General features: G+C 59.8%; 19 protein-coding genes. 8 read left to right on the forward strand and 11 right to left on the reverse strand.

Annotation, left to right across the window (positions count from 1 at the left end; all coding sequences use genetic code 11):
- Window positions 1–254: 254 nt before the first annotated feature.
- From lon to cmoB, 5 genes are all read left to right on the forward strand, one after another.
- On the forward strand, window positions 255–2,672 hold the full coding sequence (lon, locus tag PMI36_RS18170; protein ID WP_008070906.1) for an endopeptidase La: 2,418 nt from the start codon (window positions 255–257) through the stop codon (window positions 2,670–2,672).
- Between the two features lie 202 nt (window positions 2,673–2,874).
- Window positions 2,875–3,267 carry a protease inhibitor I42 family protein gene (locus tag PMI36_RS18165; protein ID WP_008070907.1) on the forward strand — a complete coding sequence of 131 codons (393 nt, stop codon included), beginning with the start codon at window positions 2,875–2,877 and terminating at the stop codon, window positions 3,265–3,267.
- A gap of 2 nt (window positions 3,268–3,269) precedes the next feature.
- A complete protein-coding gene (locus PMI36_RS18160) occupies window positions 3,270–3,914 on the forward strand; it encodes a lysoplasmalogenase (protein WP_008070909.1) in 645 nt (214 codons plus the stop codon).
- Between the two features lie 125 nt (window positions 3,915–4,039).
- On the forward strand, window positions 4,040–4,819 hold the full coding sequence (gene cmoA, locus PMI36_RS18155; protein ID WP_177319485.1) for a carboxy-S-adenosyl-L-methionine synthase CmoA: 780 nt from the start codon (window positions 4,040–4,042) through the stop codon (window positions 4,817–4,819).
- Window positions 4,816–5,772, forward strand: coding sequence for a tRNA 5-methoxyuridine(34)/uridine 5-oxyacetic acid(34) synthase CmoB (cmoB, locus tag PMI36_RS18150; protein WP_008070921.1), 957 nt, complete (start codon window positions 4,816–4,818; stop codon window positions 5,770–5,772). The genes cmoA and cmoB overlap by 4 nt, the downstream gene beginning before the upstream one ends.
- A gap of 134 nt (window positions 5,773–5,906) precedes the next feature.
- On the opposite strand, the gene tadA is transcribed toward cmoB, so the two are convergent.
- Both tadA and PMI36_RS18140 read right to left on the reverse strand, forming a co-directional pair.
- Window positions 5,907–6,404, reverse strand: coding sequence for a tRNA adenosine(34) deaminase TadA (tadA, locus tag PMI36_RS18145; RefSeq protein ID WP_008070923.1), 498 nt, complete (start codon window positions 6,402–6,404; stop codon window positions 5,907–5,909).
- Window positions 6,404–7,780 (reverse strand): multicopper oxidase family protein, encoded by a 1,377-nt coding sequence (locus PMI36_RS18140; protein WP_008070925.1) that lies wholly within the window; start codon window positions 7,778–7,780, stop codon window positions 6,404–6,406. The genes tadA and PMI36_RS18140 overlap by 1 nt, the downstream gene beginning before the upstream one ends.
- Window positions 7,781–8,647: 867 nt before the next feature.
- On the opposite strand from PMI36_RS18140, the gene PMI36_RS18135 reads away from it, so the two are divergent.
- The gene (locus PMI36_RS18135) at window positions 8,648–8,971 is read left to right on the forward strand and encodes a hypothetical protein (protein ID WP_008070927.1); all 324 of its coding nucleotides are present in this window, start codon (window positions 8,648–8,650) and stop codon (window positions 8,969–8,971) included.
- Window positions 8,972–9,258: 287 nt separating this feature from the next.
- On the opposite strand, the gene PMI36_RS18130 is transcribed toward PMI36_RS18135, so the two are convergent.
- The 5 genes from PMI36_RS18130 to treP all read right to left on the reverse strand — a co-directional run bounded on the left by PMI36_RS18130 (window position 9,259) and on the right by treP (window position 16,763).
- Entirely contained in the window at window positions 9,259–9,549 is a 291-nt protein-coding gene (locus PMI36_RS18130; protein ID WP_008070928.1) for a PTS transporter subunit EIIB, read from the reverse strand.
- 2 nt (window positions 9,550–9,551) lie between these two features.
- Entirely contained in the window at window positions 9,552–12,086 is a 2,535-nt protein-coding gene (gene ptsP, locus PMI36_RS18125; RefSeq protein WP_008070930.1) for a phosphoenolpyruvate--protein phosphotransferase, read from the reverse strand.
- Between the two features lie 149 nt (window positions 12,087–12,235).
- Window positions 12,236–13,459: a maltoporin gene (locus PMI36_RS18120; RefSeq protein ID WP_008070931.1), complete on the reverse strand. Its 1,224-nt coding sequence runs from the start codon at window positions 13,457–13,459 to the stop codon at window positions 12,236–12,238.
- A 94-nt stretch (window positions 13,460–13,553) separates the two neighbouring features.
- A complete protein-coding gene (treC, locus tag PMI36_RS18115) occupies window positions 13,554–15,203 on the reverse strand; it encodes an alpha,alpha-phosphotrehalase (protein WP_008070937.1) in 1,650 nt (549 codons plus the stop codon).
- A 117-nt stretch (window positions 15,204–15,320) separates the two neighbouring features.
- Complete coding sequence (treP, locus tag PMI36_RS18110; protein WP_008070938.1) at window positions 15,321–16,763, reverse strand: PTS system trehalose-specific EIIBC component; 1,443 nt, start codon at window positions 16,761–16,763, stop codon at window positions 15,321–15,323.
- Between the two features lie 237 nt (window positions 16,764–17,000).
- Here treP and treR point away from each other — a divergent pair, with 237 nt between their 5' ends.
- The gene (gene treR / locus PMI36_RS18105) at window positions 17,001–17,705 is read left to right on the forward strand and encodes a trehalose operon repressor (RefSeq protein WP_008014686.1); all 705 of its coding nucleotides are present in this window, start codon (window positions 17,001–17,003) and stop codon (window positions 17,703–17,705) included.
- A 75-nt stretch (window positions 17,706–17,780) separates the two neighbouring features.
- Here treR and guaA read toward each other — a convergent pair whose 3' ends face one another.
- From guaA to PMI36_RS18085, 4 genes are all read right to left on the reverse strand, one after another.
- Window positions 17,781–19,358 (reverse strand): glutamine-hydrolyzing GMP synthase, encoded by a 1,578-nt coding sequence (guaA, locus tag PMI36_RS18100; protein WP_007903619.1) that lies wholly within the window; start codon window positions 19,356–19,358, stop codon window positions 17,781–17,783.
- A gap of 99 nt (window positions 19,359–19,457) precedes the next feature.
- Window positions 19,458–20,927 carry an IMP dehydrogenase gene (gene guaB / locus PMI36_RS18095; RefSeq protein ID WP_008070940.1) on the reverse strand — a complete coding sequence of 490 codons (1,470 nt, stop codon included), beginning with the start codon at window positions 20,925–20,927 and terminating at the stop codon, window positions 19,458–19,460.
- A 216-nt stretch (window positions 20,928–21,143) separates the two neighbouring features.
- Window positions 21,144–21,692 carry a hypothetical protein gene (locus tag PMI36_RS18090; protein WP_007903617.1) on the reverse strand — a complete coding sequence of 183 codons (549 nt, stop codon included), beginning with the start codon at window positions 21,690–21,692 and terminating at the stop codon, window positions 21,144–21,146.
- A 184-nt stretch (window positions 21,693–21,876) separates the two neighbouring features.
- Entirely contained in the window at window positions 21,877–22,644 is a 768-nt protein-coding gene (locus tag PMI36_RS18085; RefSeq protein ID WP_008070941.1) for a sulfite exporter TauE/SafE family protein, read from the reverse strand.
- 100 nt (window positions 22,645–22,744) lie between these two features.
- On the opposite strand from PMI36_RS18085, the gene PMI36_RS18080 reads away from it, so the two are divergent.
- Complete coding sequence (locus PMI36_RS18080; protein WP_008070942.1) at window positions 22,745–23,695, forward strand: LysR family transcriptional regulator; 951 nt, start codon at window positions 22,745–22,747, stop codon at window positions 23,693–23,695.
- Window positions 23,696–23,700 lie beyond the last annotated feature (5 nt).

The following is a 23,700-nucleotide window of genomic DNA, read 5'->3' on the forward strand; positions in this document are numbered from 1 at the left end:
GGACGCTTGGGGCGAAGACCTTTGCTTCCTTTGGGGCGTTTGCCAAAGGGAGTCGCCGTAAGGGCGAAACCCTAAGTCGCCGTTACCGCAGCAACGGATATGCACACAACCCAACCAAAGCATGGTCGGCCCAAAGGCCGCCAAGTCCAAGCACCTGTCAAAACCCTGAACACACAAGCTGAAATATCCTGGCCCATTGAAACCACCCCCCACCTGCCCCATCTAAGACCCATACCCTATTGCGCAGGTGCCCCATGACCGACCAGCAAGAATTCCCTGAAGACACGAGCGAATACGCCGAAACAGACAACACCGAACACCACTCCACCGGCAAAGGCCTCGCCCTGCCTGGCCAGAACCTGCCGGACAAGGTCTACATCATCCCCATCCACAACCGGCCCTTCTTCCCGGCGCAAGTACTGCCGGTGATCGTCAACGAAGAGCCGTGGGCCGAAACCCTCGAACTGGTGAGTCAATCCGACCACCACTCCCTGGCCCTGTTCTTCATGGACACTCCCCAGGAAGACCCGCGCCACTTTGACACCAAAGCCCTGCCGGAATACGGCACCCTGGTCAAAGTCCACCACGCCAGTCGCGAAAACGGCAAACTGCAATTCGTCGCCCAGGGTCTGAGCCGCGTACGCATCAAAACCTGGCTCAAACACCATCGCCCGCCGTACCTGGTGGAAGTCGAATACCCGCATCAGCCCACCGAGCCGACCGATGAGGTCAAGGCCTACGGCATGGCACTGATCAACGCGATCAAGGAACTGCTGCCGCTCAACCCCCTGTACAGCGAAGAGCTGAAGAACTACCTCAACCGCTTCAGCCCCAACGACCCGTCACCGCTGACCGACTTCGCCGCCGCCCTGACCTCGGCCACTGGCAGCGAGCTGCAAGAAGTGCTCGACTGCGTGCCGATGCTCAAGCGCATGGAAAAAGTCCTGCCGATGTTGCGCAAGGAAGTCGAAGTCGCGCGCCTGCAGAAAGAAATTTCCGCCGAAGTGAACCGCAAGATCGGCGAGCATCAGCGCGAGTTCTTCCTCAAGGAACAACTCAAGGTCATCCAGCAAGAGCTGGGCCTGACCAAGGATGATCGCAGTGCCGACATCGAGCAGTTCGAGCAACGTCTGACGGGCAAGGTGTTGCCGCCTCAGGCGCAGAAACGCATCGAAGAGGAAATGAACAAGCTGTCGATCCTCGAGACCGGCTCACCGGAATACGCGGTGACCCGCAACTACCTCGACTGGGCGACCTCAGTGCCGTGGGGCGTGTACGGCGAGGACAAACTCGACCTCAAACACGCGCGCAAGGTGTTGGACAAACACCACGCCGGCCTTGATGACATCAAAGACCGCATCCTCGAATTTCTCGCGGTCGGTGCCTATAAAGGCGAGATCAGCGGCTCCATCGTGTTGCTGGTGGGCCCGCCGGGCGTGGGCAAGACCAGCGTCGGCAAATCCATCGCCGAATCCCTCGGCCGGCCGTTCTATCGCTTCAGCGTCGGCGGCATGCGCGACGAAGCCGAGATCAAGGGCCATCGCCGCACCTACATCGGCGCGCAACCGGGCAAACTCGTCCACGCGTTGAAAGACGTCGAAGTGATGAACCCGGTGATCATGCTCGACGAGATCGACAAAATGGGCCAGAGCTACCAGGGCGATCCGGCCTCGGCGCTGCTGGAAACCCTCGACCCGGAACAGAACGTCGAATTCCTCGACCATTACCTGGATTTGCGCCTGGACCTGTCGAAAGTGCTGTTCGTCTGCACCGCCAACACCCTGGATTCGATTCCCGGCCCGTTGCTGGACCGGATGGAAGTGATTCGCCTGTCGGGTTACATCACCGAAGAAAAAGTCGCGATCGCCAAGCGTCACCTGTGGCCGAAACAGCTTGAGAAAGCCGGCGTGTCCAAGGGTAGCCTGAGCATCAGCGACAACGCATTGAAAGCCTTGATCGACGGCTACGCCCGTGAAGCCGGGGTGCGGCAGCTGGAAAAAAACCTCGGCAAACTGGTGCGCAAGGCCGTGATGAAGTTGCTCGACGAACCGAAAGCGGTGATCAAGCTCGGGCCGAAAGACCTGGAAGCCTCACTCGGCCGACCGGTGTTCCGCAACGAACAAGTGCTGTCCGGCATCGGCGTGATCACCGGGCTGGCCTGGACCAGCATGGGCGGCGCGACCCTGCCGATCGAAGCCACGCGCATTCACACCCTCAACCGTGGCTTCAAACTCACCGGGCAACTGGGGGAAGTGATGAAAGAGTCGGCAGAAATTGCCTACAGCTACGTCAGCTCCCATCTGAAGCAATTTGGCGGTGATCCGACATTCTTCGACGAAGCCTTCGTTCACCTCCACGTACCGGAAGGCGCCACGCCGAAAGACGGCCCGAGCGCCGGCGTGACCATGGCCAGCGCCCTGCTGTCCCTGGCCCGCAACCAGCCACCGAAAAAAGGCGTGGCCATGACCGGCGAACTGACCCTGACCGGGCATGTCCTGCCGATTGGCGGTGTGCGCGAGAAGGTGATTGCAGCGCGGCGGCAGAAGATTTTCGAGTTGATTCTGCCCGAGCCTAATCGTGGAAGCTTTGAAGAACTGCCGGATTATCTGAAGGAAGGGATTACCGTGCACTTTGCCAAGCGCTTTGCGGATGTGGCGAAGATTCTCTTCTGATAATGATGTAGTGCTCATGCGGCCGCTTTCGCGAGCAAGCCCGCTCCCACGGGGATTGCGATGAACCTGTGGGAGCGGGCTTGCTCGCGAAGGCGTCGGTACTAACGCCTCCAAACCTTCGCCTGCCCCGGTTCGACCGTCACACTTTGTCTCATCTTCAGTTATGCTCGCCGTTCGTCGTGAATGCCGGAGCCGCTGACTAATGTCCCCCACCCGCCTGTTTATCCCCCTCGCCCTCGCCCTGCTGAGCGCTTGCGCCACGCAACCGAAACACAACGTGACCGTGGAAAAACAAAGCGAATGCCCGGTGCAACTGAACAACGGGCAAAACCTGATCCTGACCCTGCCCAGCAACCCGACCACGGGTTACCGCTGGGCGATCCAGGATTCGGCCGGTGGCGTGTTGCGTGCGCTCAGCCCCGAGGTTTACAGCAACCCGGAAGATGCCGGGGTCGTCGGCAGCGCGGGTATTTCCACCTGGCGCTTTCAGGCCTTTGCCACCGGCACTGGCCGCTTGCGGCTGACGTATTCACAGCCGTGGGCACCCGAAGTACCGGCGGTGAAAACCTTCGACTGCGCCATCGCGGTTAACTGATCATGGGCTGGCTGATTCTGGCGCTGATGGGCGCGGTGACGTTTCTCTATGGGGTGAGCACCCATGCGGCGCTGCTGTGCCTGCTGGTCAAACCTTTACCGGTGCTGGCCCTGCTCGGCTGGTTGCATGATGCGCCGCCCAGTGACTATCGACGCTGGATCAGCCTGGGGCTGATTTTCTCCCTGATCGGCGACGTGTTGCTGGCATGGCCGGGGGATTTGTTCGTGTTTGGCCTTGGGGCGTTTCTGGTCGCGCATTTGGCGTATCTGAAGGCTTATTTGAGCGATTGCCGGCGTCTGGCGCTGTTGCCGTTGATCATCGCGCTGAGCGTGGGCGCTGTGCTGCTGGGGATTCTGATTTCCAATGGCTTGGGTCCGTTACTGGTCCCGGTAATCGTTTATGGCCTGGCCATCAGCGCGATGCTCTGGCGCGCCCTGGCCCGACTCGGCACCGACGTGCCCAAACGCTCGGCGCTGCTGGCGGCGGCGGGCGCGGTGGCGTTTGTGTTTTCTGACAGCGTGATCGGCATTAACCGGTTTGTATCACCGTTCAACGCAGCACCTTATGTGATCATCCTCAGCTACTGGCTGGGGCAATGGGGGATTGCGGCGTCGGCGTTCACCCAGAAACCGCGTTCAACCGATTAAAAGATCGCAGCCTTCGGCAGCTCCTACTTTGGAATGCAATCCCTTGTAGGAGCTGCCGAAGGCTGCGATCTTTTGATTTGCGCTTTATCAGACAACCCAAGCATCCCCCCGTCAATTTGGCTAAAATGCCAGCCTTTTCCACCCATGCCGCTGGAACCGCCGTGAGCAAAGAATCCGATCGCCTTTTCGCCCAGCCTTTGACCCAGGTGCCTGACTTCGCCTTTAACGAGGACGTGGTGCGGGTGTTCCCGGACATGATCAAGCGCTCGGTGCCGGGTTATCCGACCATCGTGGAAAACCTCGGCGTGCTCGCCGCGCAGTTCGCCCAGCCCAACAGCGTGCTCTACGACCTGGGCTCGTCCCTCGGCGCGGTGACTCAGGCCCTGCGCCGTCACGTGCGCACCGAGGGCTGCCGCGTCATCGCTGTGGATAACTCCGCAGCCATGGTCGAGCGTTGCCGTGAGTACCTCAACGGCCAGGACTCGATGTTCCAGGAGTTGCTGCCGGTGGAAGTGATCGAGGGCGATATCCTTGCCCTGGAATTCCAGCCAGCCTCGGTAGTGGCGCTGAACTTCACGCTGCAATTCATTGCCCCGGACCAGCGCACCGCGTTGCTCTCGCGCATTCACCAATCGTTGGTGCCCGGTGGCGCGCTGATCCTCTCGGAGAAGCTGCGCTTCAACGACCCCGAAGAACATGCGCTGCTCACCGACCTGCACGTGGCCTTCAAACGCGCCAACGGCTACAGCGAACTGGAAATTGCCCAGAAGCGTAGTGCCATCGAAAACGTCATGAAGCCCGACAGCCTCGAAGAACACCGCGAACGCCTGCTGGCCGCCGGGTTCTCGAAAGTCGTGCCGTGGTTCCAGTGTCTTAACTTTGCCTCGTTGATTGCCTTGCCATGATTGATCTGTCCCCCCTCGCCCGCCGCCTGGCCGGTACTCCGCTGGCCGAATGGGCCAACACCCTGCAAGCGCAACTCGACAAGAAAATGGAAAAAGGTCACGGCGACCTGGAACGCTGGCAGAGCGCGCTGGACGCGTTGCCGAAGATTCAGCCAAGCGAAGTCGACTTGTTGAATGGCTTGAAACTGGACACTGATTGCGACGACCAAACCCGTGCGCAAATGCGCACTGCGCTGATGGGTTTATCGCCATGGCGCAAAGGTCCGTTCGACCTGTTCGGCGTGCATGTCGACACTGAATGGCGTTCGGACTGGAAGTGGTCCCGGGTAGCTCCGCACCTGGACCTGAAAGGCAAACGCATCCTCGATGTCGGCTGTGGCAACGGCTACTACATGTGGCGCATGCTCGGCGCCGGGGCCGACAGCGTGATCGGCGTCGACCCCAACTGGCTGTTCTTCTGCCAGTTCCAGGCTGTGCAGCGCTACCTGTCCGAGCCCAATGCCTGGCACTTGCCATTCCCTTTCGAAGACCTGCCGCCGAATCTGGAAGGCTTCGACACGGTGTTTTCCATGGGTGTGTTCTACCACCGCCGCTCGCCGATCGAGCATTTGCTGGCGCTGAAGGATTGCCTGGTCAAGGGCGGTGAACTGGTACTGGAGACGCTGGTGATCGAAGGCGATCAACAGCAGGTGCTGGTGCCGGAAGACCGTTATGCGCAGATGCGTAACGTGTGGTTCCTGCCTTCGGTGCCGGCACTGGAATTGTGGCTGCGCCGCGCAGGCTTCAGAGACGTGCGTTGCGTGGATGTGAGCGTGACCACGGTCGAGGAACAACGCGGGACGGAGTGGATGAAGTATCAGTCGTTGAGCGATTTCCTTGATCCGCAGGATCACAGCAAAACCATCGAAGGGCTGCCGGCGCCGATGCGTGCCGTCATCGTCGCCCGCAAGTAAAACCCGATCTCACTACCAATGGAGATCCCCCTGTGGGAGCGGGCTTGCTCGCGAAAGCGGTTTAACATTCAACAGAGATGTTGACTGACCCACCGCATTCGCGAGCAAGCCCGCTCCCACACTGGATTGGTGTTTTAGTCTGCTGACTTGGCTCTACGGGCCTTGAAGAACTCGCTCAACACCGCGCCGCACTCCTCCGCCAACACCCCGCCTTCATACAACACCCGGTGATTCAAAAAGCCTTGGGTAAAGAACTGACCCTGGCTCTGCACTATCCCGGCCTTGGGTTCCAGCGCGCCATACACCACCCGCGCGATCCGCGAATGCACGATCAGCCCGGCGCACATGCTGCACGGCTCCAGGGTCACGTAGAGCGTGCTGCCCGGCAGGCGATAGTTGCTGGCGGCCTGGGCCGCGGCGCGAATCGCGACCATCTCGGCGTGGGCGCTGGGGTCGTTGCCGCTGATCGGGCAATTGAAACCGCGCCCGATGATTTCACCGTCCTGCACCAGCACCGCGCCCACCGGCACTTCACCCAGCGCCGCACCTTCGGCGGCCAGGGTCAGGGCTTCGCGCATGAAATCACGATCACGGCTGCGGTCGATAATCGCTGCGGGGCGAATCTGACGCATCACGCCACCTCGATGGCGGCCATCAGGCCGGTTTCCATGTGGTCGACCACATGGCAGTGGAACATCCAGACCCCGGGGTTATCCGCCACCAACGCCACTTGCGCACGCTCGTTCTTGCCCAACAGGTACGTGTCAGTGAAGTACGGGATGACCTTGTGCCGGTTCGAGGCAATGACCTTGAAGCTCATGCCATGCAGGTGGATCGGATGTTGATACTGAGTCATGTTCTTCAATTCGAAAATATAGCTTTTGCCCTTCTCGAGCTTGGCAATCGGTCGGTCGGCACAGGTCTTGTCGGTGATGTCCCAAGCCTTGCCGTTGATCTGCCACAGGCTTGGCGGCTTGCCGTTTTCGACATTGACCGACACCGAGCCTACCCATTCAAAATTGAAGTTGAGTTTCTCGGCATTGGCCAGATCCGGCTCGGCCACCGGGTTGGCGGGCAGCGCTGGCGGCCACTCGGTTGGCGCATCGGTATTGGCCACTGAACGGAAGGTGCCCAGGCGTACCGGGCCATTGCGCAGGGACAGTTCCTCACCGGCCGGCGGCGCCTTGATCGCCAGGCAAATACGCATGCCAGGACCCAGCCAGTATTCCTTGCCCAGTGGGCGCGGTTCAATCGGATTGCCGTCCAGAGCATAGATCTGCGCTTCGACGCCAGGAATGTTGAGGCGGTACGTCAGCGTATTGTCGAGGTTGAGCAACCGTACGCGAGTGATCTGCCCGGCGGGCAAGTCGATCACCGCTTGTGAGACGCCGTTGATGGTCGACAAGCCCCCCGCCGTGCCGCCACGGGCCGCTTCGCGAGGAATGCTGAACGCTACGAAAGCGCCCTCTTCATCGACGTGCCAACTCTTGAGGCTCAAGGTTTTTTCGTATTTGAAACCGGTGGGCTCGCGCTCTTCGATAATCAGCGGGCCGACCAATCCGCGACCGAGCTCTTCGCTGCTGTTAACGTGCGGGTGATACCAGTAGCTGCCGGCGTCGGGTACGCGGAATTTGTAGTCGAAGTACTCACCCGGCAGCACCGGCAATTGCGAGACATACGGCACGCCGTCCATCTCCAGCGGCAGACGGATGCCGTGCCAGTGAATGGTGGTCGCCACCGGCAAGTGGTTGATGAAACGCACCCGCAGCCATTCGCCCTGACGCACGCGCAACTCGGTACCCGGCGCCGACGGGCCGAACGCCCAGGCCGGGGTCTTGTGCCCGGCCACCAGCTCGACGTCCAGCGGTGCGGCGATCAGCTCATAGTCGTGGCCGGCGTCAGCGTCGGCCATTTTGCCCAGCCAGTAACGCGACGCGCCACCGGCCCCCACGCCAACCACCACAAGACCGGCCAGACCACCGAGTATTTGTCGACGGGTAAAGGACATGAACTCAACTACCTCACGTATCAGCCACAGGCGCGGGGCCTGCAAAAGGCGAATACGATACACCTGCGGTTGAGAAACAGTAAGGGCAGCGCGGCGGATGGTCACAGCCGGTGGTGAACCCTTTAAAAGATCGCAGCCTTCGGCAGCTCCTACATTTGATCGGCGTACACCCTGTAGGAGCTGCCGAAGGCTGCGATCTTTTCGGCCTCGCGCGACATGTCTGATGCAATGCGATTGCAGAATTTGGGGCCGTTTAGCTGATCGTTACTGAGTCGCCGCCAATCAGCGAATCGCCCTACATCCATTTCCACCTTTCCCGACTTCTTTCCTGATCGATCCCCCGCAAAGTCCCCGCGCCTGATTTTCCGCGCCAGGTAAGGCCTGTTATCTCTGAGGCAGATAGATTTTATGACCGCTTCGCGCTCAATCGCGGGCAAGCCTCGCTCCTACAGGATTAAAGTCGTTCTCATATTTAGCGGTCTGCCTCGATTCCGTAGGAGCGAGGCTTGCCCGCGAAGGCGGTCTTACAGGTTACGAAATTTCTGGGCAACGTCATCGGAAGTTTCCTTCAAGTCGTAGCGGATTCCATGAACTGGTGTGAAATGCGTTCCATCGATAGTCTTTGGCTGTCACTGCGAATGCAGTGGCAGGGTGTAGGAGCCCTCTCTCATGGTGCAACAGCTTTGTCGTTTGATTGCGGCGCTTAATTCGTGTCCGTAAGATCGTTCGCGGCGGCTGTGCGCAGGACACGCTTCGGCGTGGCCGAGGTTCATGAGTGCTCGGTACTCCTACTCCTGCGCATGGCTGCCACCCAAACCTGTAGGAGGGTGCGTTGGCAGCTCATATTCATACTCATGGAAATTACAAATGACGACGCTAACGCCAGACCCACCCTACGAAAAACCAATGCCCCACCCCAAAAGCCGCTTCATGGCGCTCACCAGCAACTGCACCGACATGCCCACCCTGTTCGTCGATACCCACGCGCCGCTCGATATTTTGACCGACGCCGCCAGCTATCGAATTCGTGCAGTCACTCAGGTGCTTGAGAACCTGTCCATGCGCGGCTCAGTCGAGTGTGATTCGACGATACTCAGCGACTTCGCCTTGCTCTGCGCCATTCCGTTGCGCGATGGCTGTGATGTGCTGGATGTGATTGGGCGGCGGTTGCGGGCTCGGCCTTCGGAGTAGCAGCGGCCGACATTTATGACTGGGGGTTGTCTGTGGCGAGGGGGCTTGCCCCCGTTGGGTTGAGCAGCAGCCCCAAAACCAGCAATCCGGTTTTGTCAGACATTCCGCGGTGCTTGGTTTGGCGACTGCTGCGCAGTCGAACGGGGGCGAGCCCCCTCGCCACAAAAGCAAGATCAAAAGATCGCAGCCTTCGGCAGCTCCTACGGGGGCTGCGTCGGGAGAAGGGTCGCGTTGCGACCCAGCGGGAGCAAGCTCCCTCGCCACAGGCAGCCCCTCGCCACGGTCGGTTACGCTTGGAGACCCGTGATCAGATGAACAACCCCATCCTCCAGCGTCATCACCCCCGGCACCCCCGCCACCGCCAAAGCCTGTCGATCCATCCGCGCCACATCCCGCAATTCCACCCGCACTCGGGTCAGCGCCACTGGCTGTTGCGACTTGAGGTTATCCACTCCGCCAAGCGCGGCGACGATATTCGCGGCCAAACCGCCAACTGGCTGAGCCACTACTTTCGGCTCGTCTACCACCAGATCCGGCGTCAACGCTTTCCAGAACGCCCGCTGCATTTTCTCGAACATGCTCAGTTCTCCAGAACCAGTGAAGTATCGACCGTCGCCTCGTGGTGCCGCCGCAATGCCTCGCGTACCTGCTCGGCACTTTCCAGCCCCAGCACTTGCTGGGCGATGACTTGGCATTCCAGCAAATCCACTTCGCGAACCGCCGCTTTGATCGCCGGAATCAACGGCACGCTCACCGACAACTCATCCACGCCAAGCCCCAGCAACAGCGGCACCGCCAGTTTTTCCGAAGCCAGGGCGCCGCATACTCCGACCCATTTGCCATGGGCATGGGCGGCTTTCACGGTGGTGGCGATCAAGCGCAATACCGAAGGATGAAAACTGTCGGCCTGACTGGCCAGCCGTGGGTGATCGCGGTCCATGGCCAGGGTGTACTGGGTCAGGTCGTTGGTGCCGATGGAGAAGAAATCCACTTCGGGCGCAAACAGGTCAGCCATCAGCGCCGCAGCCGGTACTTCGATCATGATCCCCAGTTTCGGCAGTTCAGTCAGGCCCAATGCCAGCGCTTCTTCTTCCAGCAGTTGGCGAGCCAGCCGCAGTTCCGACAATTGCGTGACCATCGGCAGCATGATGTGCAGGCGAGCCATCCCGGCGCTGCTCAGGATCGCCTTGAACTGATCGCGCAACAGTTGCGGACGCTCCAGGCACAAACGAATGCCGCGCATGCCCAGGAACGGGTTGGTTTCGCGCTCCATCGGCACATAGGCCAAGGGTTTGTCACCGCCGACATCCAGGGTGCGCACCACTAGATTGCGCGCCGGCCCAAGGGCGCGGGCAATGGCGCTGTAGGTGGAGGCCTGTTCGTGATGGCTGGGCGCGTGGTTGCGATCCAGATAAAGAAACTCCGAACGCAACAAACCGACGCCCTCGCCGCCCAGCGCCATGGCCTGTTCGGCTTCGGCCAAGGACGCGATATTGGCGGTGATTTCAAAGTGATGCCCATCGCGGGTACAGGCGGCCAGTCCTGCATTTTCCAGCTCGTATTGCTGGCGTTTCTTTTGCAGCTGACGATTGGCTTGCAACTGCTCAATGGCAGCCAGCTCGGGATCCAGCTGCAGTTCACCCTTGTCGGCATCGAGCAACACCCGGGTGCCATTGATCAGTGTCAGCACCTGAACCGGCAAGCCGCAGATCGCCGGCAGGCCAGCGGCCCGCGCGAGAATTGCCACGTGGCTGGTCGCACCACCACCGACCGTCGCGAACCCGAGTACTTTGCGCGTATCCAGGCCGGCCGTTTGGGAGGGCGTCAGTTGCTCGGCAATCAGAATCGCCCCGTCCGGCAACTCCATTGCACGATCCTCCACGCCGAGAATCAGCTTGAGTACCCGTTGACCGACGTCAGCCAAATCCGCGGCCCGTTCGGCCAGCAAGGCATTGCCCAGTTTTTTGAACAAGGTGGCCGTCGACTCGGTGGCCGCACGCCAGGCGAAACCGGCGCTTTTGCCTGCGTCAATCAGGGCCAGAGCCTGATCCAGCAGGCCAGGGTCTTCGAGCAGTTCCTGATGAGCCTTGAAGATGTCTGCCTGGGCGTCACCCGTGGCCTTGTCTCGCAACTGCTGCAAGGCCAGAACCGCCTTAGCCAGCGCTCGGGACAGGTGCTCACGCTCAACCTGAGGGCTGACGCCTGACTCGCTCACCTCGAGGGTCTGCTCGGCAATCTGCACCACCTGGCCATACGCCGACCCCGGCGATGCACAGACGCCGCGCAGCACCGTTAGCGATGAGGCCTGCGCGGCAACTGTCTCAACCTCTGCCATCACCGTTACGGCTTCTCCACAACCGGCGGCCAACAACTCGGCCAGCGTCTTGATTGCCACTTCGGCATCTGCGCCCGCCGCGCTGACCTGCAGGACGTCACCATGGGTGGTCTGCAAAGCCATGATCGCCACCAGGGATTTGGCGTTCGCGCTGTCCTGCTGTTTATGCAGGCAAATGCTCGCCGCAAAGCCTTTCGCTGCCTGGGCAAACACTGCTGCGGGGCGAGCATGCAAACCGTTGGTGTTGGGCAGCGTCACCGGTTTGGAAAACAGCGCTTCGCCCTCCTCCGGCAGCCGCCCATCAGCTGTCACTTCAGATGGATGCAGACTCAGCAGCGGCTGGCCACTTTCCACCACACCCGTTTCGGGCGCTAGCCAGGTGAACGGCTCACCGCTGACCACCAGCATCAAGGTCAACAAACTGCGTGCGTGCAAGGCAATGTAATCGGCATCGAACTCGATCAGTGCCTGCCCCACTATTACCCGCTGACCTTCCTCCACCAATCGGGTGAAACCCTTTCCAGCCAGGTTCACGGTATCGAGGCCGATGTGCATCAGCACCTGCACGCCATTGTCGTCGGTGATGCTGACGGCATGCCCACTGACCTGCACATTGCTGATCACGCCGGTCAGCGGTGCGCACAAGGTTTCCGAAGTCGGATCGATACACAGACCGTCGCCGATCACGCGACTGGAAAACACCTGATCGGGCACCTGATCCAGCGGCATCAGCACGCCGGACAAGGGTGCCAGCAGTTGCAATTGTTGGGGTGTGGCCATGACGTCACCTGCTGTTTTGTTCTTTATAAAAGACGCTTGCGATCTCGCGGTACCTGGTAGGAGCTGCCGAAGGCTGCGATCTTTTGATCTTGATCTTTTAAAGGCAAAAGATCGCAGCCTTCGGCAGCTCCTACGGGGTCATGCGGCGTTTATTTCCACCAATACTCGACCTGCAATCCGACGTTCGAACCGTGTCGCGCCGTGCCGAAGGCGCCGGTGTCGGACAACGCCGAACCCGCCGCCAGTTCATTGGCCGCCCGTTTGGCCGCCTCGTTCCAGCTGGCATAGGTGTAATACAGACGCACCTCGGGGCGCGCCCAGAAATCCGGGCCCTTGGGCGACCAGGTCGGGGCGAAGGTGAACTTGCTCAGCTTGCGCGTCCCGCCCGTGGCTTCAACCTGATCGTGGCCCAGTTCGGTCACCAGTTTGAACTGCTCGGTGATCGCATACGCCGGGCGAATTCCAAGGGAAATCCAGTTCTGGTCGGCGCCGTCCGGGCGAATGTCTTTCTGGTAGACCGCTTCGACCTGCCCGCCGAAACGCGGCGTCACTTGCCAATCAAAGAACTCCACCACGCGATAGCTTTTACTACTGTCGTCCAGCCTCACGTTACCGGTATAACCCAACCCGGTACCGGGACCTTCGCCGTACTGAAAGGCCAGTTTATTCTTGCCGCCCAGAAAGCCCTTCTGCACATGCTGGGTGGTAATTGCCCAACCGTGGTGAGCGTCGCGGCTGTCGGGTTTGTCGATGTAACTCAGGCCGAATTCCAGTTCACCGCCAGGGTTGATATCGAAGCCGGCGACGTTGAAATCGTGACGGTTGATGTAGTCCTTCTGGTACAGGTTGTCCTTGCGCGAGAAGGCGTAGCTGTACTTCAGATCACCGATCAGCACATCTTCGATACCGCCGCCGGTGGCGCTCTGGTTCCAGTAGTAGAAGTCGGAAATGTGGATATCGTTCCGTTTGTAGTAACGCCGACCGGCCCACAGTGAACCGCCGTTGAGGCTGGGCATGTTCGACCATTGCGCATACAACTGCGGCATGCGCACCGAGCCGTTGTCGCCGTTGAACGTCAGGCTGCGGTCGTACTGGTTATACAGCGAGGCCATGCCGTCGACACTGAGCACCGAGCCGTCGTCCAGTGTGAACAGATCCTGACGCAACTCCAGCTCCGCATACTGTTCGCATTCGTTGCCGAGGCGGTATTTCGACTGCGCACCCGGCAATTGAAAACATGACTGCGAACTGCTGTTGACCGAGGTGCCGACACCGCTACGCACATAGCCGGCGAACTCCAGCGCATGGGCCGATAACGGTAACGCCAGGCACACGCCCGCCGCTACAAGGCTGCGATTTATTGTTGTTTTCAAGAACCACCTCATTATTTTTATTGTGTGATGCAGCAAAATCGGCGCGCAAAACTCCCCCGCGCAGCGTTCTGCGTGTTTTTTGAATTAGTGTTTTTTAGTGGTCAGTCAGGCGCAGAACGAACGACTCATAGGGCCGTAGAAACACCTGCCGATTGCGCGGCGGGCAGTCCGGGTAGTTGCTGATGACCAGAGATTGCACCATCGATTCGTTGATCACTTCTGGCGGCAGTTCGACTTCGCACGGCGTGCCGTAGAAGTTGTTCAGCACCAGCAAACGCTCGCCCTGGCCTTCACGCACGTAGGCCCAGATCCGTGTGTGCTCAGGCAATAACTGCCGGTACACGCCGTCGGACATCAACGTTTCACTGCGGCGCAACGCAATCAACTGTCGATAGTGATGCAGCACCGAATCCGGGTCGTCGAGCTGGTGAGCGACGTTGATCTGCGCCGCGTTGGCCGGCACGCCGATCCAGGGTTCGACCGCGCTGAAACCAGCGTTCGGCTCGGTGTTCCAGTGCATCGGCGTGCGACCGTTGTCCCGGGACTTCTGCATGATCGCCGCCATGTTGTCGACGTCGCTGCTACCGGCTTCGCGCTTGAGCCGGAAGATGTTCAGGGTTTCGACATCGCGGTACTGATCGATGTGATCGAACCCCGGATTGGTCATGCCCAGTTCTTCGCCCTGATACACAAACGGCGTGCCCTGCAGGAAATGCAGCGCCGTGCCGAGCATCTTCGCCGATACCACCCGATGTTCGCCGTCGTGACCAAAACGCGAGACCACACGCGGCTGGTCGTGGTTACACCAGAACAACGCGTTCCAGCCGCCGCCAGCCTGCATGCCGGTCTGCCAGTCTGAGAGGATGCGCTTGAGTGCGAGGAAATCGAAATCGGCGCGAACCCACTTTTGCAGGTTCGGGTAATCAACTTTCAAGTGATGGAAATTGAAAGTCATCGACAGCTCTTTCGACTCCGGCCGCGAATAGCGAATGCAGTGTTCCAGGCTGGTGGACGACATCTCGCCGACGTTGATCAGGTCATGGCCTTCGAACACTTCACGGTGCATCTGCTGCAGGTATTCGTGGACGTTCGGGCCGTCGGTGTAGAAGCGCCGACCGTCGCTGTTGTCCTCGGGGAAATCCGCCGGTTTGGAAATCAGGTTGATCACGTCCAGACGGAAACCGCCCACGCCTTTGTCGCGCCAGAAACGCATCATCTTGAACACTTCGGCGCGCACCTTGGGGTTGTCCCAGTTCAGGTCGGCCTGCGTGTGGTCGAACAGGTGCAGGTAGTACTGACCGGTCTGGGCTTCGTACTCCCAGGCCGAACCGCCGAACTTGGATTCCCAATTGTTCGGCTGGTCGCGCCAGATGTAGAAATCGCGGTAAGGGTTGTCGAGGCTGCTGCGGGCCTGCTGGAACCAGGTGTGTTCGATCGAGGTGTGATTGACCACGATGTCGAGCATCAATTTGATCCCGCGCTTGCCGGCCTCGGCGATCAGCAATTCGCAATCGGCCATGGTCCCGTAGCTTGGGTCGATGGCGTAGTAATCGCTGATGTCGTAACCGTTGTCACGCTGGGGCGAACGCAGGAACGGCGTGATCCACAGGCAATCGACACCCAGCCAGTGCAGGTAATCGAGCTTGGCCACGACGCCGAGCAAATCCCCCGTGGGGTTGCCGGCGTGGCTGTGAAAACTCTTCGGGTAGATCTGATAGATCACCGAACGTTGCCAGTCTTGCATGGCGGGATTCCTTCAGTAAGTTTTGTACTGGCCTTGGGGGCCTCTTCGCGAGTAAGCCCGCTCCCACATTGGAATGCGGTCAACTGTGGGAGCGGGCTTGCTCGCGAATGCGATCTGTCAGGCAACCCGATACCCGGGCCGAACAATCCTCATGCTCAACCCGCAAGTCAGAACAAACGGCACGACCATGGCAATCACCATCCCGACCACGAACATCGGAATGAACTGCGGAATGATCGAGATGAATCCGGGCAAGCCGCCGACGCCGATCGCCGAGGCCTGGACCTTATTCAGCGACAGGAAGATGCAGCCCAGGGCCGAGCCGATCAGGGCCGCATAGAACGGAAATTTGTAGCGCAGGTTGACCCCGAACATCGCCGGTTCAGTGATGCCGAAGTAAGCGGAAATCGCCGAGGTCGAGGCCATGCTTTTATCCCGCACACTGCGGGTCATGTAGAACACCGCCAGTGCCGCGCTGCCTTGGGCGAGGTTGGACATGACGATCATCGGCCAGATAAAGGTGCCCCCCTGGGTCGAGATCAATTGCAGATCGACCGCGAGAAACATGTGGTGCATGCCGGTGATCACCAGCGGTGCGTAGAGCAGGCCGAAAATTGCGCCTCCGACCATGGGCGCCAGGTCGAACAGGGTCACCACGCCTTCAGTGATGAGAATCCCCAGATGGCGGGTCACCGGGCCAATCACCGCCAGCGCCAGCACGCCGGTGACAACGATGGTGGTGATCGGCACCACCAGCAATTGCACGGCGTTAGGCACCCGCGCCCGCAGCCATTTTTCGATGACGCTCATCACATAGGCCGCCATCAGGATCGGCAGGATTTGCCCCTGATAACCGACCTTCTCGATCTGAAACATACCCAGGATGTCGAAGTACGGCAGGCTCTGCCCCTCCAACCCCGCCACCGCTTTGCCGTAGTTCCAGGCGTTGAGCAGATCCGGGTGCACCAGCATCAGGCCAAGCACGATGCCAAGGATTTCGCTGCCGCCAAAGCGCTTGGCCGCCGACCAGCCCACCAGTGCTGGGAGGAACACGAACGAGGTGTTGGCCATCAGGTTGATCAGGCTCCAGAGCCCGTCAAGCTTAGGGTAGGCGTCCAGCAGGGTCTTGCCCTCGATGAACATGCCCTTGGCACCGATCAGGTTGTTGATGCCCATCAGCAGGCCGGCAATGATCAGCGCCGGAAGGATCGGCATGAACACGTCGGAAAACACCCGCACCAATCGCTGCATCGGGTGGATCTTGTCGGCGCTTTTCTGTTTAACGTCGGCGATGGTTGAAACGGCAAGACCGGTTTGTCGACGCAGCTCGGCGTAGACCTTTTCCACTTCACCGGGGCCGATGACTACCTGGAACAGGCCGCCGGTATAGAACGAACCTTTGACCAGATCGATCTGGTTCAGCGTGGCGCTGTCGACCAGGCTCGGGTCCTTGAGGGCCAGGCGCAGCCGTGTGACGCAATGCGCGGCCTGCTCGAGGTTATCGCTGCCACCGAGGCTGTGCAGCAGCTCAGTGACGATATTCGGATAGTCGTGGCTCATGCTTATTCTTCCGCTGTAGTTTTTTGTTATTGGCAGCACGCCGAAGCGAAAAGTACTCGTCTGTACGAGTTATTGCAACAACTCGTACAGACGAGTTTGGTTTTGTTTATCCTGAACCCGACAAGCGGCGATATTTCCTACCTCAAAAGTCGAAGAAACCTAAACCCGCATGGACAAACCCCTACCCTGCCCTTAAGGTTCAAAACCTTGAGCACAGCGCGGCACAGAGCCATCCCCATGAGTAAATACAACCAGATCTACAGCGATCTGCTTGCCAGCATCACGACCGAACGTCTGGAACGCGGCGCCCGATTGCCGTCCGAAACCGAACTGATGGACAGCTACCAGGCCAGCCGCGGCACCGTGCGCAAGGCCATCGAGCAATTGCAGGAGCGCGGCTTCGCCCAGAAAGTCCACGGCAAAGGCACCTTCGTGCTGTCGACCAACCCGATCGAGTTTCAACTGGGCGGCATCGTCAGTTTCCAGGAAACCTACCCGCGGCTGGGAAACGACGTCAGCACCGAGGTGGTCGAGTTCACACAAATCCCCCTCGAAGGCCCGCTGCTCGAACACATCAAGGCTGCAGAAGGCAGCCTGATCACGCGGATCAAACGCGTGCGGCGGATTGATGGCAAACGGGTGATCCTCGACATCAACCATTTCGTCAGCGACGTGATTCCCGGTCTGTCCCGCGACATCGCCGAGCAATCGATCTACGCCTTCATCGAGCAGACCCTGCAACTGCAGATCGCCTACGCCCAGCGCACCATCGAAGCGGTGCCCCGCAGCAAGGACGACCAGCAACACCTGGACCTCGACGGCCAGAGCCATGTGATCGTGGTCAGTAATCAGACGTTTTTGCAGGATGGCCGGCAGTTCGAGTACACCGAGTCGCGGCATACGCTGGATAAGTTCTACTTTTCGGATGTGGCGCGGCGCTGAAACGCAAAAGGCCCCGTGAACTCGCGTTCACGGGGCCTTTTTTCTCGCGATCAAACCATCAAGGCTTGCGCGGGATCACTCCCACTCAATCGTCGCCGGCGGCTTGCTCGACACGTCGTAAGTGACGCGGGAGATGCCTTCGATTTCATTGATGATCCGGCCGCTGACGGTTTCCAGCAGTTCGTAAGGCAGGTGAGCCCAACGCGCGGTCATGAAGTCGATGGTTTCCACGGCACGCAGGGCAACGACCCAGGCGTAACGACGGCCATCGCCAACCACGCCAACCGATTTCACCGGCTGGAACACCACGAACGCCTGGCTGACCTTGTGGTACCAGTCGGCTTTGCGCAGCTCTTCGATGAAGATGTGGTCGGCGCGACGCAGCAGGTCGGCATATTCCTTCTTCACTTCACCGAGGATTCGCACACCCAAGCCCGGGCCCGGGAACGGGTGACGGTAGACCATGTCGTACGGCAGGCCGAGTTCCAGGCCCAGACGACGGACTTCGTCCTTGAACAGTTCGCGCAGGGGTTCAACCAGCTTGAGGTTCATTTCTTCCGGCAGGCCGCCCACGTTGTGGTGCGACTTGATCACGTGGGCCTTGCCGCTTTTGGCGCCAGCCGACTCGATCACGTCCGGGTAAATGGTGCCTTGGGCGAGGTACTTGATGTTATCCAGTTTGTTGGACTGGGCATCGAAAACGTCGATGAAGGTACGGCCGATGATCTTGCGCTTCTTCTCTGGGTCGCTTTCGCCTGCCAGATTGTCGAGGAACTGGTCCTCAGCGTTGGCGCGAATCACCTTGACGCCCATGTTCTCGGCGAACATGGCCATCACTTGCTCGCCTTCGTGCAGGCGCAGCAGGCCGTTGTCGACGAAGACGCAGGTCAACTGGTCGCCGATAGCCTTGTGCAGCAGCGCGGCAACCACCGAGGAGTCAACGCCGCCGGACAGGCCGAGCAATACGTTGTCGGTGCCAACCTGGGCGCGGACCTGGGCGATGGCGTCTTCAGCAATCTTCGAAGGTGTCCACAGGGCTTCGCAGCCGCAGATGTCCAGGATGAAACGCGAGAGGATGCGACCGCCCTGCTTGGTGTGGGTCACTTCCGGGTGGAACTGCACGCCGTAGTAGCCGCGCGCATCGTTGAACATGCCGGCAATCGGGCAGCTCGGGGTGCTGGCCAGGATGTGGAAGTCTTCCGGCATCTTGGTGACCTTGTCACCGTGGCTCATCCACACGTCGAGACCGAACAGGCCATCGGCGTCGATATGGTCTTCGATGCCATCGAGCAGACGGCTCTTGCCGACCACGTCAACGCGGGCATAACCGAACTCACGCAGCTCGGAACCTTCGACCTTGCCACCCAGCTGTTCAGCCATGGTTTGCATGCCGTAGCAGATACCGAAGACCGGTACGCCCAGGTCAAACACCGCTTGCGGGCAGCGCGGGCTGTCGGCTACGTGCACGGACTCGGGGCCGCCGGCGAGAATGACGCCTTTTGGAGCGAATTCGCGAATCGCTTCGTCGTCCATGTCGAACGGATGCAGTTCGCAGTACACGCCGATTTCACGCACGCGGCGGGCGATCAGCTGGGTGTACTGGGAACCGAAGTCGAGGATCAGGATGCGGTGAGCGTGAATGTCGAGGGCCATGATTCAGTCTCGTCTAGATAATTCAGAAACAGTCGTGATTCAGAAACAACTCGGGGCTGAATAGAACAGCCCCGGTTGCTTAACGATTTGCTTGAAGCCTCAACCTACGCGGTAGTTTGGCGCTTCTTTGGTGATTTGCACGTCGTGAACGTGGGACTCGGCCATGCCGGCGCCGGTGATCCGCACGAACTCAGGCTTGGTGCGCATTTCTTCGATGTCGGCGCTGCCGGTGTAGCCCATGGAAGAACGCAGGCCGCCCATCAGTTGATGGATGATGGCGCTCAGGGTGCCCTTGTACGGAACACGCCCTTCGATGCCTTCCGGAACCAGTTTCTCGGCACCTGCCGAGGAGTCCTGGAAGTAACGGTCGGAGGAACCTTGAGCCTGGGACATGGCGCCCAGCGAACCCATGCCACGGTAAGCCTTGTACGAACGGCCCTGGAACAGTTCGATCTCGCCCGGCGCTTCTTCAGTACCGGCGAACATCGAGCCCATCATCACGCAGGAGGCACCGGCAACGATGGCCTTGGACAGGTCACCGGAGAAACGGATGCCGCCGTCGGCGATCAACGGAACGCCAGTGCCTTCGAGGGCAGCGGCAACGTTGGCGATGGCACTGATTTGCGGGACGCCGACACCGGCGACGATACGGGTGGTGCAGATCGAGCCAGGGCCGATACCGACCTTGACTGCGTCAGCGCCGGCTTCGGCCAGGGCCTTGGCGGCAGCGCCGGTGGCGATGTTGCCGCCGATGACCTGCACTTCAGGGAAGTTCTGCTTGACCCAGCGAACGCGGTCGATCACGCCCTTGGAGTGACCGTGAGCAGTGTCGACCACTACCACGTCAACGCCTGCGTGAACCAGGGCAGCTACGCGGTCACCGGTGTCTTTACCGGTACCGACTGCAGCGCCAACGCGCAGACGACCTTGATCGTCCTTGCTGGCCAGCGGGTAAGCCTTGGCTTTTTCGATGTCGTTGACGGTCATCATGCCTTTGAGGGCGAATTTGTCGTCGACGATCAGTACGCGTTCGATGCGGTGCTTGTGCAGCAGTTCGCGCACATCGTTCTTGTTGGCGCCTTCCTTGACCGTGACCAGACGCTCTTTAGGCGTCATCACTTCACGGACGGAGGCGTCCATGCGGTTTTCGAAACGCACGTCACGGGAAGTGACGATGCCGACCAGGTCGCCATCGTGCAGCACCGGTACGCCGGAGATGTTGTGCAGGCGGGTGAGTTCGAACAGTTCACGAACCGTGGCATCAGCCTCGATGGTGATCGGGTCCTTGACCACTCCGGCCTCGTACCGCTTGACCTTACGCACTTCGGCAGCTTGCTGCTCGATGGTCATGTTCTTGTGGATGATGCCGATGCCACCTTCCTGAGCCATGGCAATTGCCAAGCGGGCTTCAGTAACGGTGTCCATGGCAGCAGAAACCAGTGGAATATTCAGCTCGATGCCACGGGTAAGGCGGGTCTTGAGACTGACTTCGTTAGGAAGAACCTCGGAATAACCGGGCACTAAAAGAATGTCGTCGAAGGTCAGAGCTTCTTGGCTGATACGCAGCATCGCGGGGGCTCCCGAGCGGGAAAATGGAAGCGCGCCATTATAGTCAGACACCCCCTCGGGTTCAATGTAAAACTCTGTCTATTATTGGCATTACTGACATACGGGAAAACGACGCCTTTGTAGGAGCTGCCGAAGGCTGCGATCTTTTGACTTTGATATTCAAAAACAAGATCAAAAGATCGCAGCCTTCGGCAGCTCCTACAAAGGCGCCCGCGTTCAGAGTTCGACTTTGACCCAACTCACAGGCTGATCCAGCCAATCGGCGAATTCGTCGATGAAGCTCTGCTTGAACCCGGCCTCGAGCCAGTTATTGAAGATGAAACCCAGGTTGGAAAAGCCGCATTCCTGCAAGAACAGAAACCCGTTGATGTCATCTTCATGCCCGCACTCAGGGCACGTGAAGTTATCGGTACGCCCCGGCATCCAGTCTTCCAGGCTTTCGAACAGCGCTTCGCCGACTTCCTTGCGGCACTCGGCGCAGCCGGCTTCTTCGAGAAACCCCTTGGCCGGTGTGTAGATGCAGCGCTTGGTGATGATCTCCAGGCCATTGACCGGCTCGCCGAACGGCAGCGCGTCAGGGTGCAAAACTACCGCGCGGGCACCGTCGGCGATGGCGTGGGCCATGCGATTGCCGGTGCGGCCACAGGTGGTCAGTTCTTCTTTGATGATGTTCTTGCGCACCAGCCAACGCACGACCGCCCGGGCCCGGGGTTCGTGTACCGGCAGGGTGGAGATTTTCGGGACGATGATGCTTTGCGAGTTCATGGTGCAAGCCTACTGCGTCAAATGGATATTTCTGCGGTGTTCGTCCTGACGCCATCGCGGGCAAGCCCGCTCCCACACGATCTCGGTCGTAAACACATTTGTGCTCACCTGAGATCCTTGTGGGAGCGGGCTTGCCCGCGAAGACGCCAGGGCGGCCGGCAGCTTAATCCCTGACGAAATCCGGTCAAGTACTCAAATAACGCCCGATCAAGGCAATCCCGCTGGCCAGCACCAGCCAGGTCACCAGCCGCACGAATGCCTCGCGGGACAATTTCATGGTCAACCGCCGACCGATCCACAACCCCAGCGCCATCGCCGGCAACAAACACAGCGCCAATACCAACAAGGGTAGCTCGGCATACACCCCGGCGATGGCAAACAGGCTCAAACGCACCACGGTGCTGCAACTGATCAACGCACTCTGGGTCGCCCGGGCCGCGTCCTTGGGCAACCGACTGTTCAAATAGATCGCGTATAAGAAGCCGCCACTGCCAAACAACGCCCCGAACATCCCGCCCACCGTGCCCATCGGCACCGCCCACCCGGCGGACAATTGCGCCGGACGGGTTTTAATCCACAGGCTGTAAACCGCATAGGCGCTGATAAACAGCCCCATCAACAGCAGCAAAACATCGGACTTCAGGTTCAGCAGGAAAATCACCCCCAACGTGCAGCCCACCGCCATGCACGGCAGCAGCCGCAACAATTCGGGCCTCGCCACATCCCGTCGCGAGGGCAGCAGATTGCCGAACGCCGCGACGAAATCCAGCAGCACCAACAGCGGCACGATTTTCGACAGTGGCATGAACAGGATCAGAATCGGCCCCGCCACCAGGGCGGTACCAAAACCGGCGATGCCGAATACGATGTAGGCCAGGGCAACGCCCAACCCGATCACCAGCCAATCCACCGCACCCCACGGCCATTGGTTCAATAACTCCAGCACATTCATCGATACGGCTTCCTTTTATTCCTGCGATGACTTTAGCCAGCGCCAAGCGTTGCGACTAATATCTTCAACGTCGACTAGCCATCTCGAAAAGGCATACCTCGTGCTTTCAACCCGCCAATTGCGTTACTTCGTGGAAATCGCCGAGAGCGGCAGCTTCAGCGCTGCAGCCGAACGACTGTTTATTGCTCAATCCGCCTTGAGCCGGCAGATCAAGGACATGGAAACCCGGCTGCAAACACCACTGTTCGAACGCACCGCGCGCCAACCCCGACTGACGGCGGCAGGTGAAGCTTTTTTGCCTCGGGCGAGAAACCTGCTGAACGAACTGACCAAGGCCAGTGAGATGGCCACTCAGGTGGGCAGCGGTCAACTGGGCGTGTTGCGCCTGAGTCATTCCAGCACTGTGCCTATGAGCGGTCGGCTGTTGCGAGGCATCAGCGACTATCTGGATCGGCATGCGGGAGTGTCGATGGACATCGTCAAGCTGTCCTCCGAGGCGCAACTGGAAGAATTGGCCGAGGGTCGCCTCGACGTGGGTCTGTTGCGCTTGCCGGTGTTGCGTCAGCGTGAAGGGGTGCAGATTGTTCCGCTGTACAGCGAGCGTCTGTTACTGGCGGTGCCGCCGAATCATCGGCTGGCTGTGGATAAGTCCGCGCAAGGCATCGATCTGGCACAGTTGAAGGATGAAGCGTTTATTTCCATCCCTCATCCACAGCGTGGCGGCCTGAGCTATCTGTCTGCCGAGTTGTGCATGCGCCAAGGGTTCTTTCCCCAAGCGGCTCGAGTAGTGTCGCGCAAAACCACGCAACTGCAATTGATCCAGGCCGGGTTCGGCATCGCGCTGTTACCGGAATCGATGCAAGACATCGCGCCACCGGATATCCACTTCCTCCCCTTGGCCGACCCGGATTGCCACAGCACCGTCGCCCTCGCCTGCCGGCAAGATCCCACGGCGCTGGTCCAGCAATTTATCAATACCTGCACAAATCCCTGTGGGAGCGGGCTTGCTCGCGAAGGCGGCGTGACAGTCGACATTAATGTTGAATGTTAAACCGC

It is taken from the genome of Pseudomonas sp. GM79 (assembly GCF_000282495.1).
Classification (GTDB): Bacteria; Pseudomonadota; Gammaproteobacteria; order Pseudomonadales; family Pseudomonadaceae; genus Aquipseudomonas.

Excerpts from the sequence above, each read along its gene's own strand:
- lon (WP_008070906.1), top strand. The coding sequence starts at position 255 with ATGACCGACCAGCAAGAATTCCCTGAAGACACGAGCGAATACGCCGAA.
- PMI36_RS18165 (WP_008070907.1), top strand. The coding sequence starts at position 2,875 with ATGTCCCCCACCCGCCTGTTTATCCCCCTCGCCCTCGCCCTGCTGAGC.
- PMI36_RS18160 (WP_008070909.1), top strand. The coding sequence starts at position 3,270 with ATGGGCTGGCTGATTCTGGCGCTGATGGGCGCGGTGACGTTTCTCTAT.
- cmoA (WP_177319485.1), top strand. The coding sequence starts at position 4,040 with ATGCCAGCCTTTTCCACCCATGCCGCTGGAACCGCCGTGAGCAAAGAA.
- cmoB (WP_008070921.1), top strand. The coding sequence starts at position 4,816 with ATGATTGATCTGTCCCCCCTCGCCCGCCGCCTGGCCGGTACTCCGCTG.
- tadA (WP_008070923.1), bottom strand. The coding sequence starts at position 6,404 with ATGCGTCAGATTCGCCCCGCAGCGATTATCGACCGCAGCCGTGATCGT.
- PMI36_RS18140 (WP_008070925.1), bottom strand. The coding sequence starts at position 7,780 with ATGTCCTTTACCCGTCGACAAATACTCGGTGGTCTGGCCGGTCTTGTG.
- PMI36_RS18135 (WP_008070927.1), top strand. The coding sequence starts at position 8,648 with ATGACGACGCTAACGCCAGACCCACCCTACGAAAAACCAATGCCCCAC.
- PMI36_RS18130 (WP_008070928.1), bottom strand. The coding sequence starts at position 9,549 with ATGTTCGAGAAAATGCAGCGGGCGTTCTGGAAAGCGTTGACGCCGGAT.
- ptsP (WP_008070930.1), bottom strand. The coding sequence starts at position 12,086 with ATGGCCACACCCCAACAATTGCAACTGCTGGCACCCTTGTCCGGCGTG.
- treC (WP_008070937.1), bottom strand. The coding sequence starts at position 15,203 with ATGCAAGACTGGCAACGTTCGGTGATCTATCAGATCTACCCGAAGAGT.
- treP (WP_008070938.1), bottom strand. The coding sequence starts at position 16,763 with ATGAGCCACGACTATCCGAATATCGTCACTGAGCTGCTGCACAGCCTC.
- treR (WP_008014686.1), top strand. The coding sequence starts at position 17,001 with ATGAGTAAATACAACCAGATCTACAGCGATCTGCTTGCCAGCATCACG.
- guaA (WP_007903619.1), bottom strand. The coding sequence starts at position 19,358 with ATGGCCCTCGACATTCACGCTCACCGCATCCTGATCCTCGACTTCGGT.
- guaB (WP_008070940.1), bottom strand. The coding sequence starts at position 20,927 with ATGCTGCGTATCAGCCAAGAAGCTCTGACCTTCGACGACATTCTTTTA.
- PMI36_RS18090 (WP_007903617.1), bottom strand. The coding sequence starts at position 21,692 with ATGAACTCGCAAAGCATCATCGTCCCGAAAATCTCCACCCTGCCGGTA.
- PMI36_RS18085 (WP_008070941.1), bottom strand. The coding sequence starts at position 22,644 with ATGAATGTGCTGGAGTTATTGAACCAATGGCCGTGGGGTGCGGTGGAT.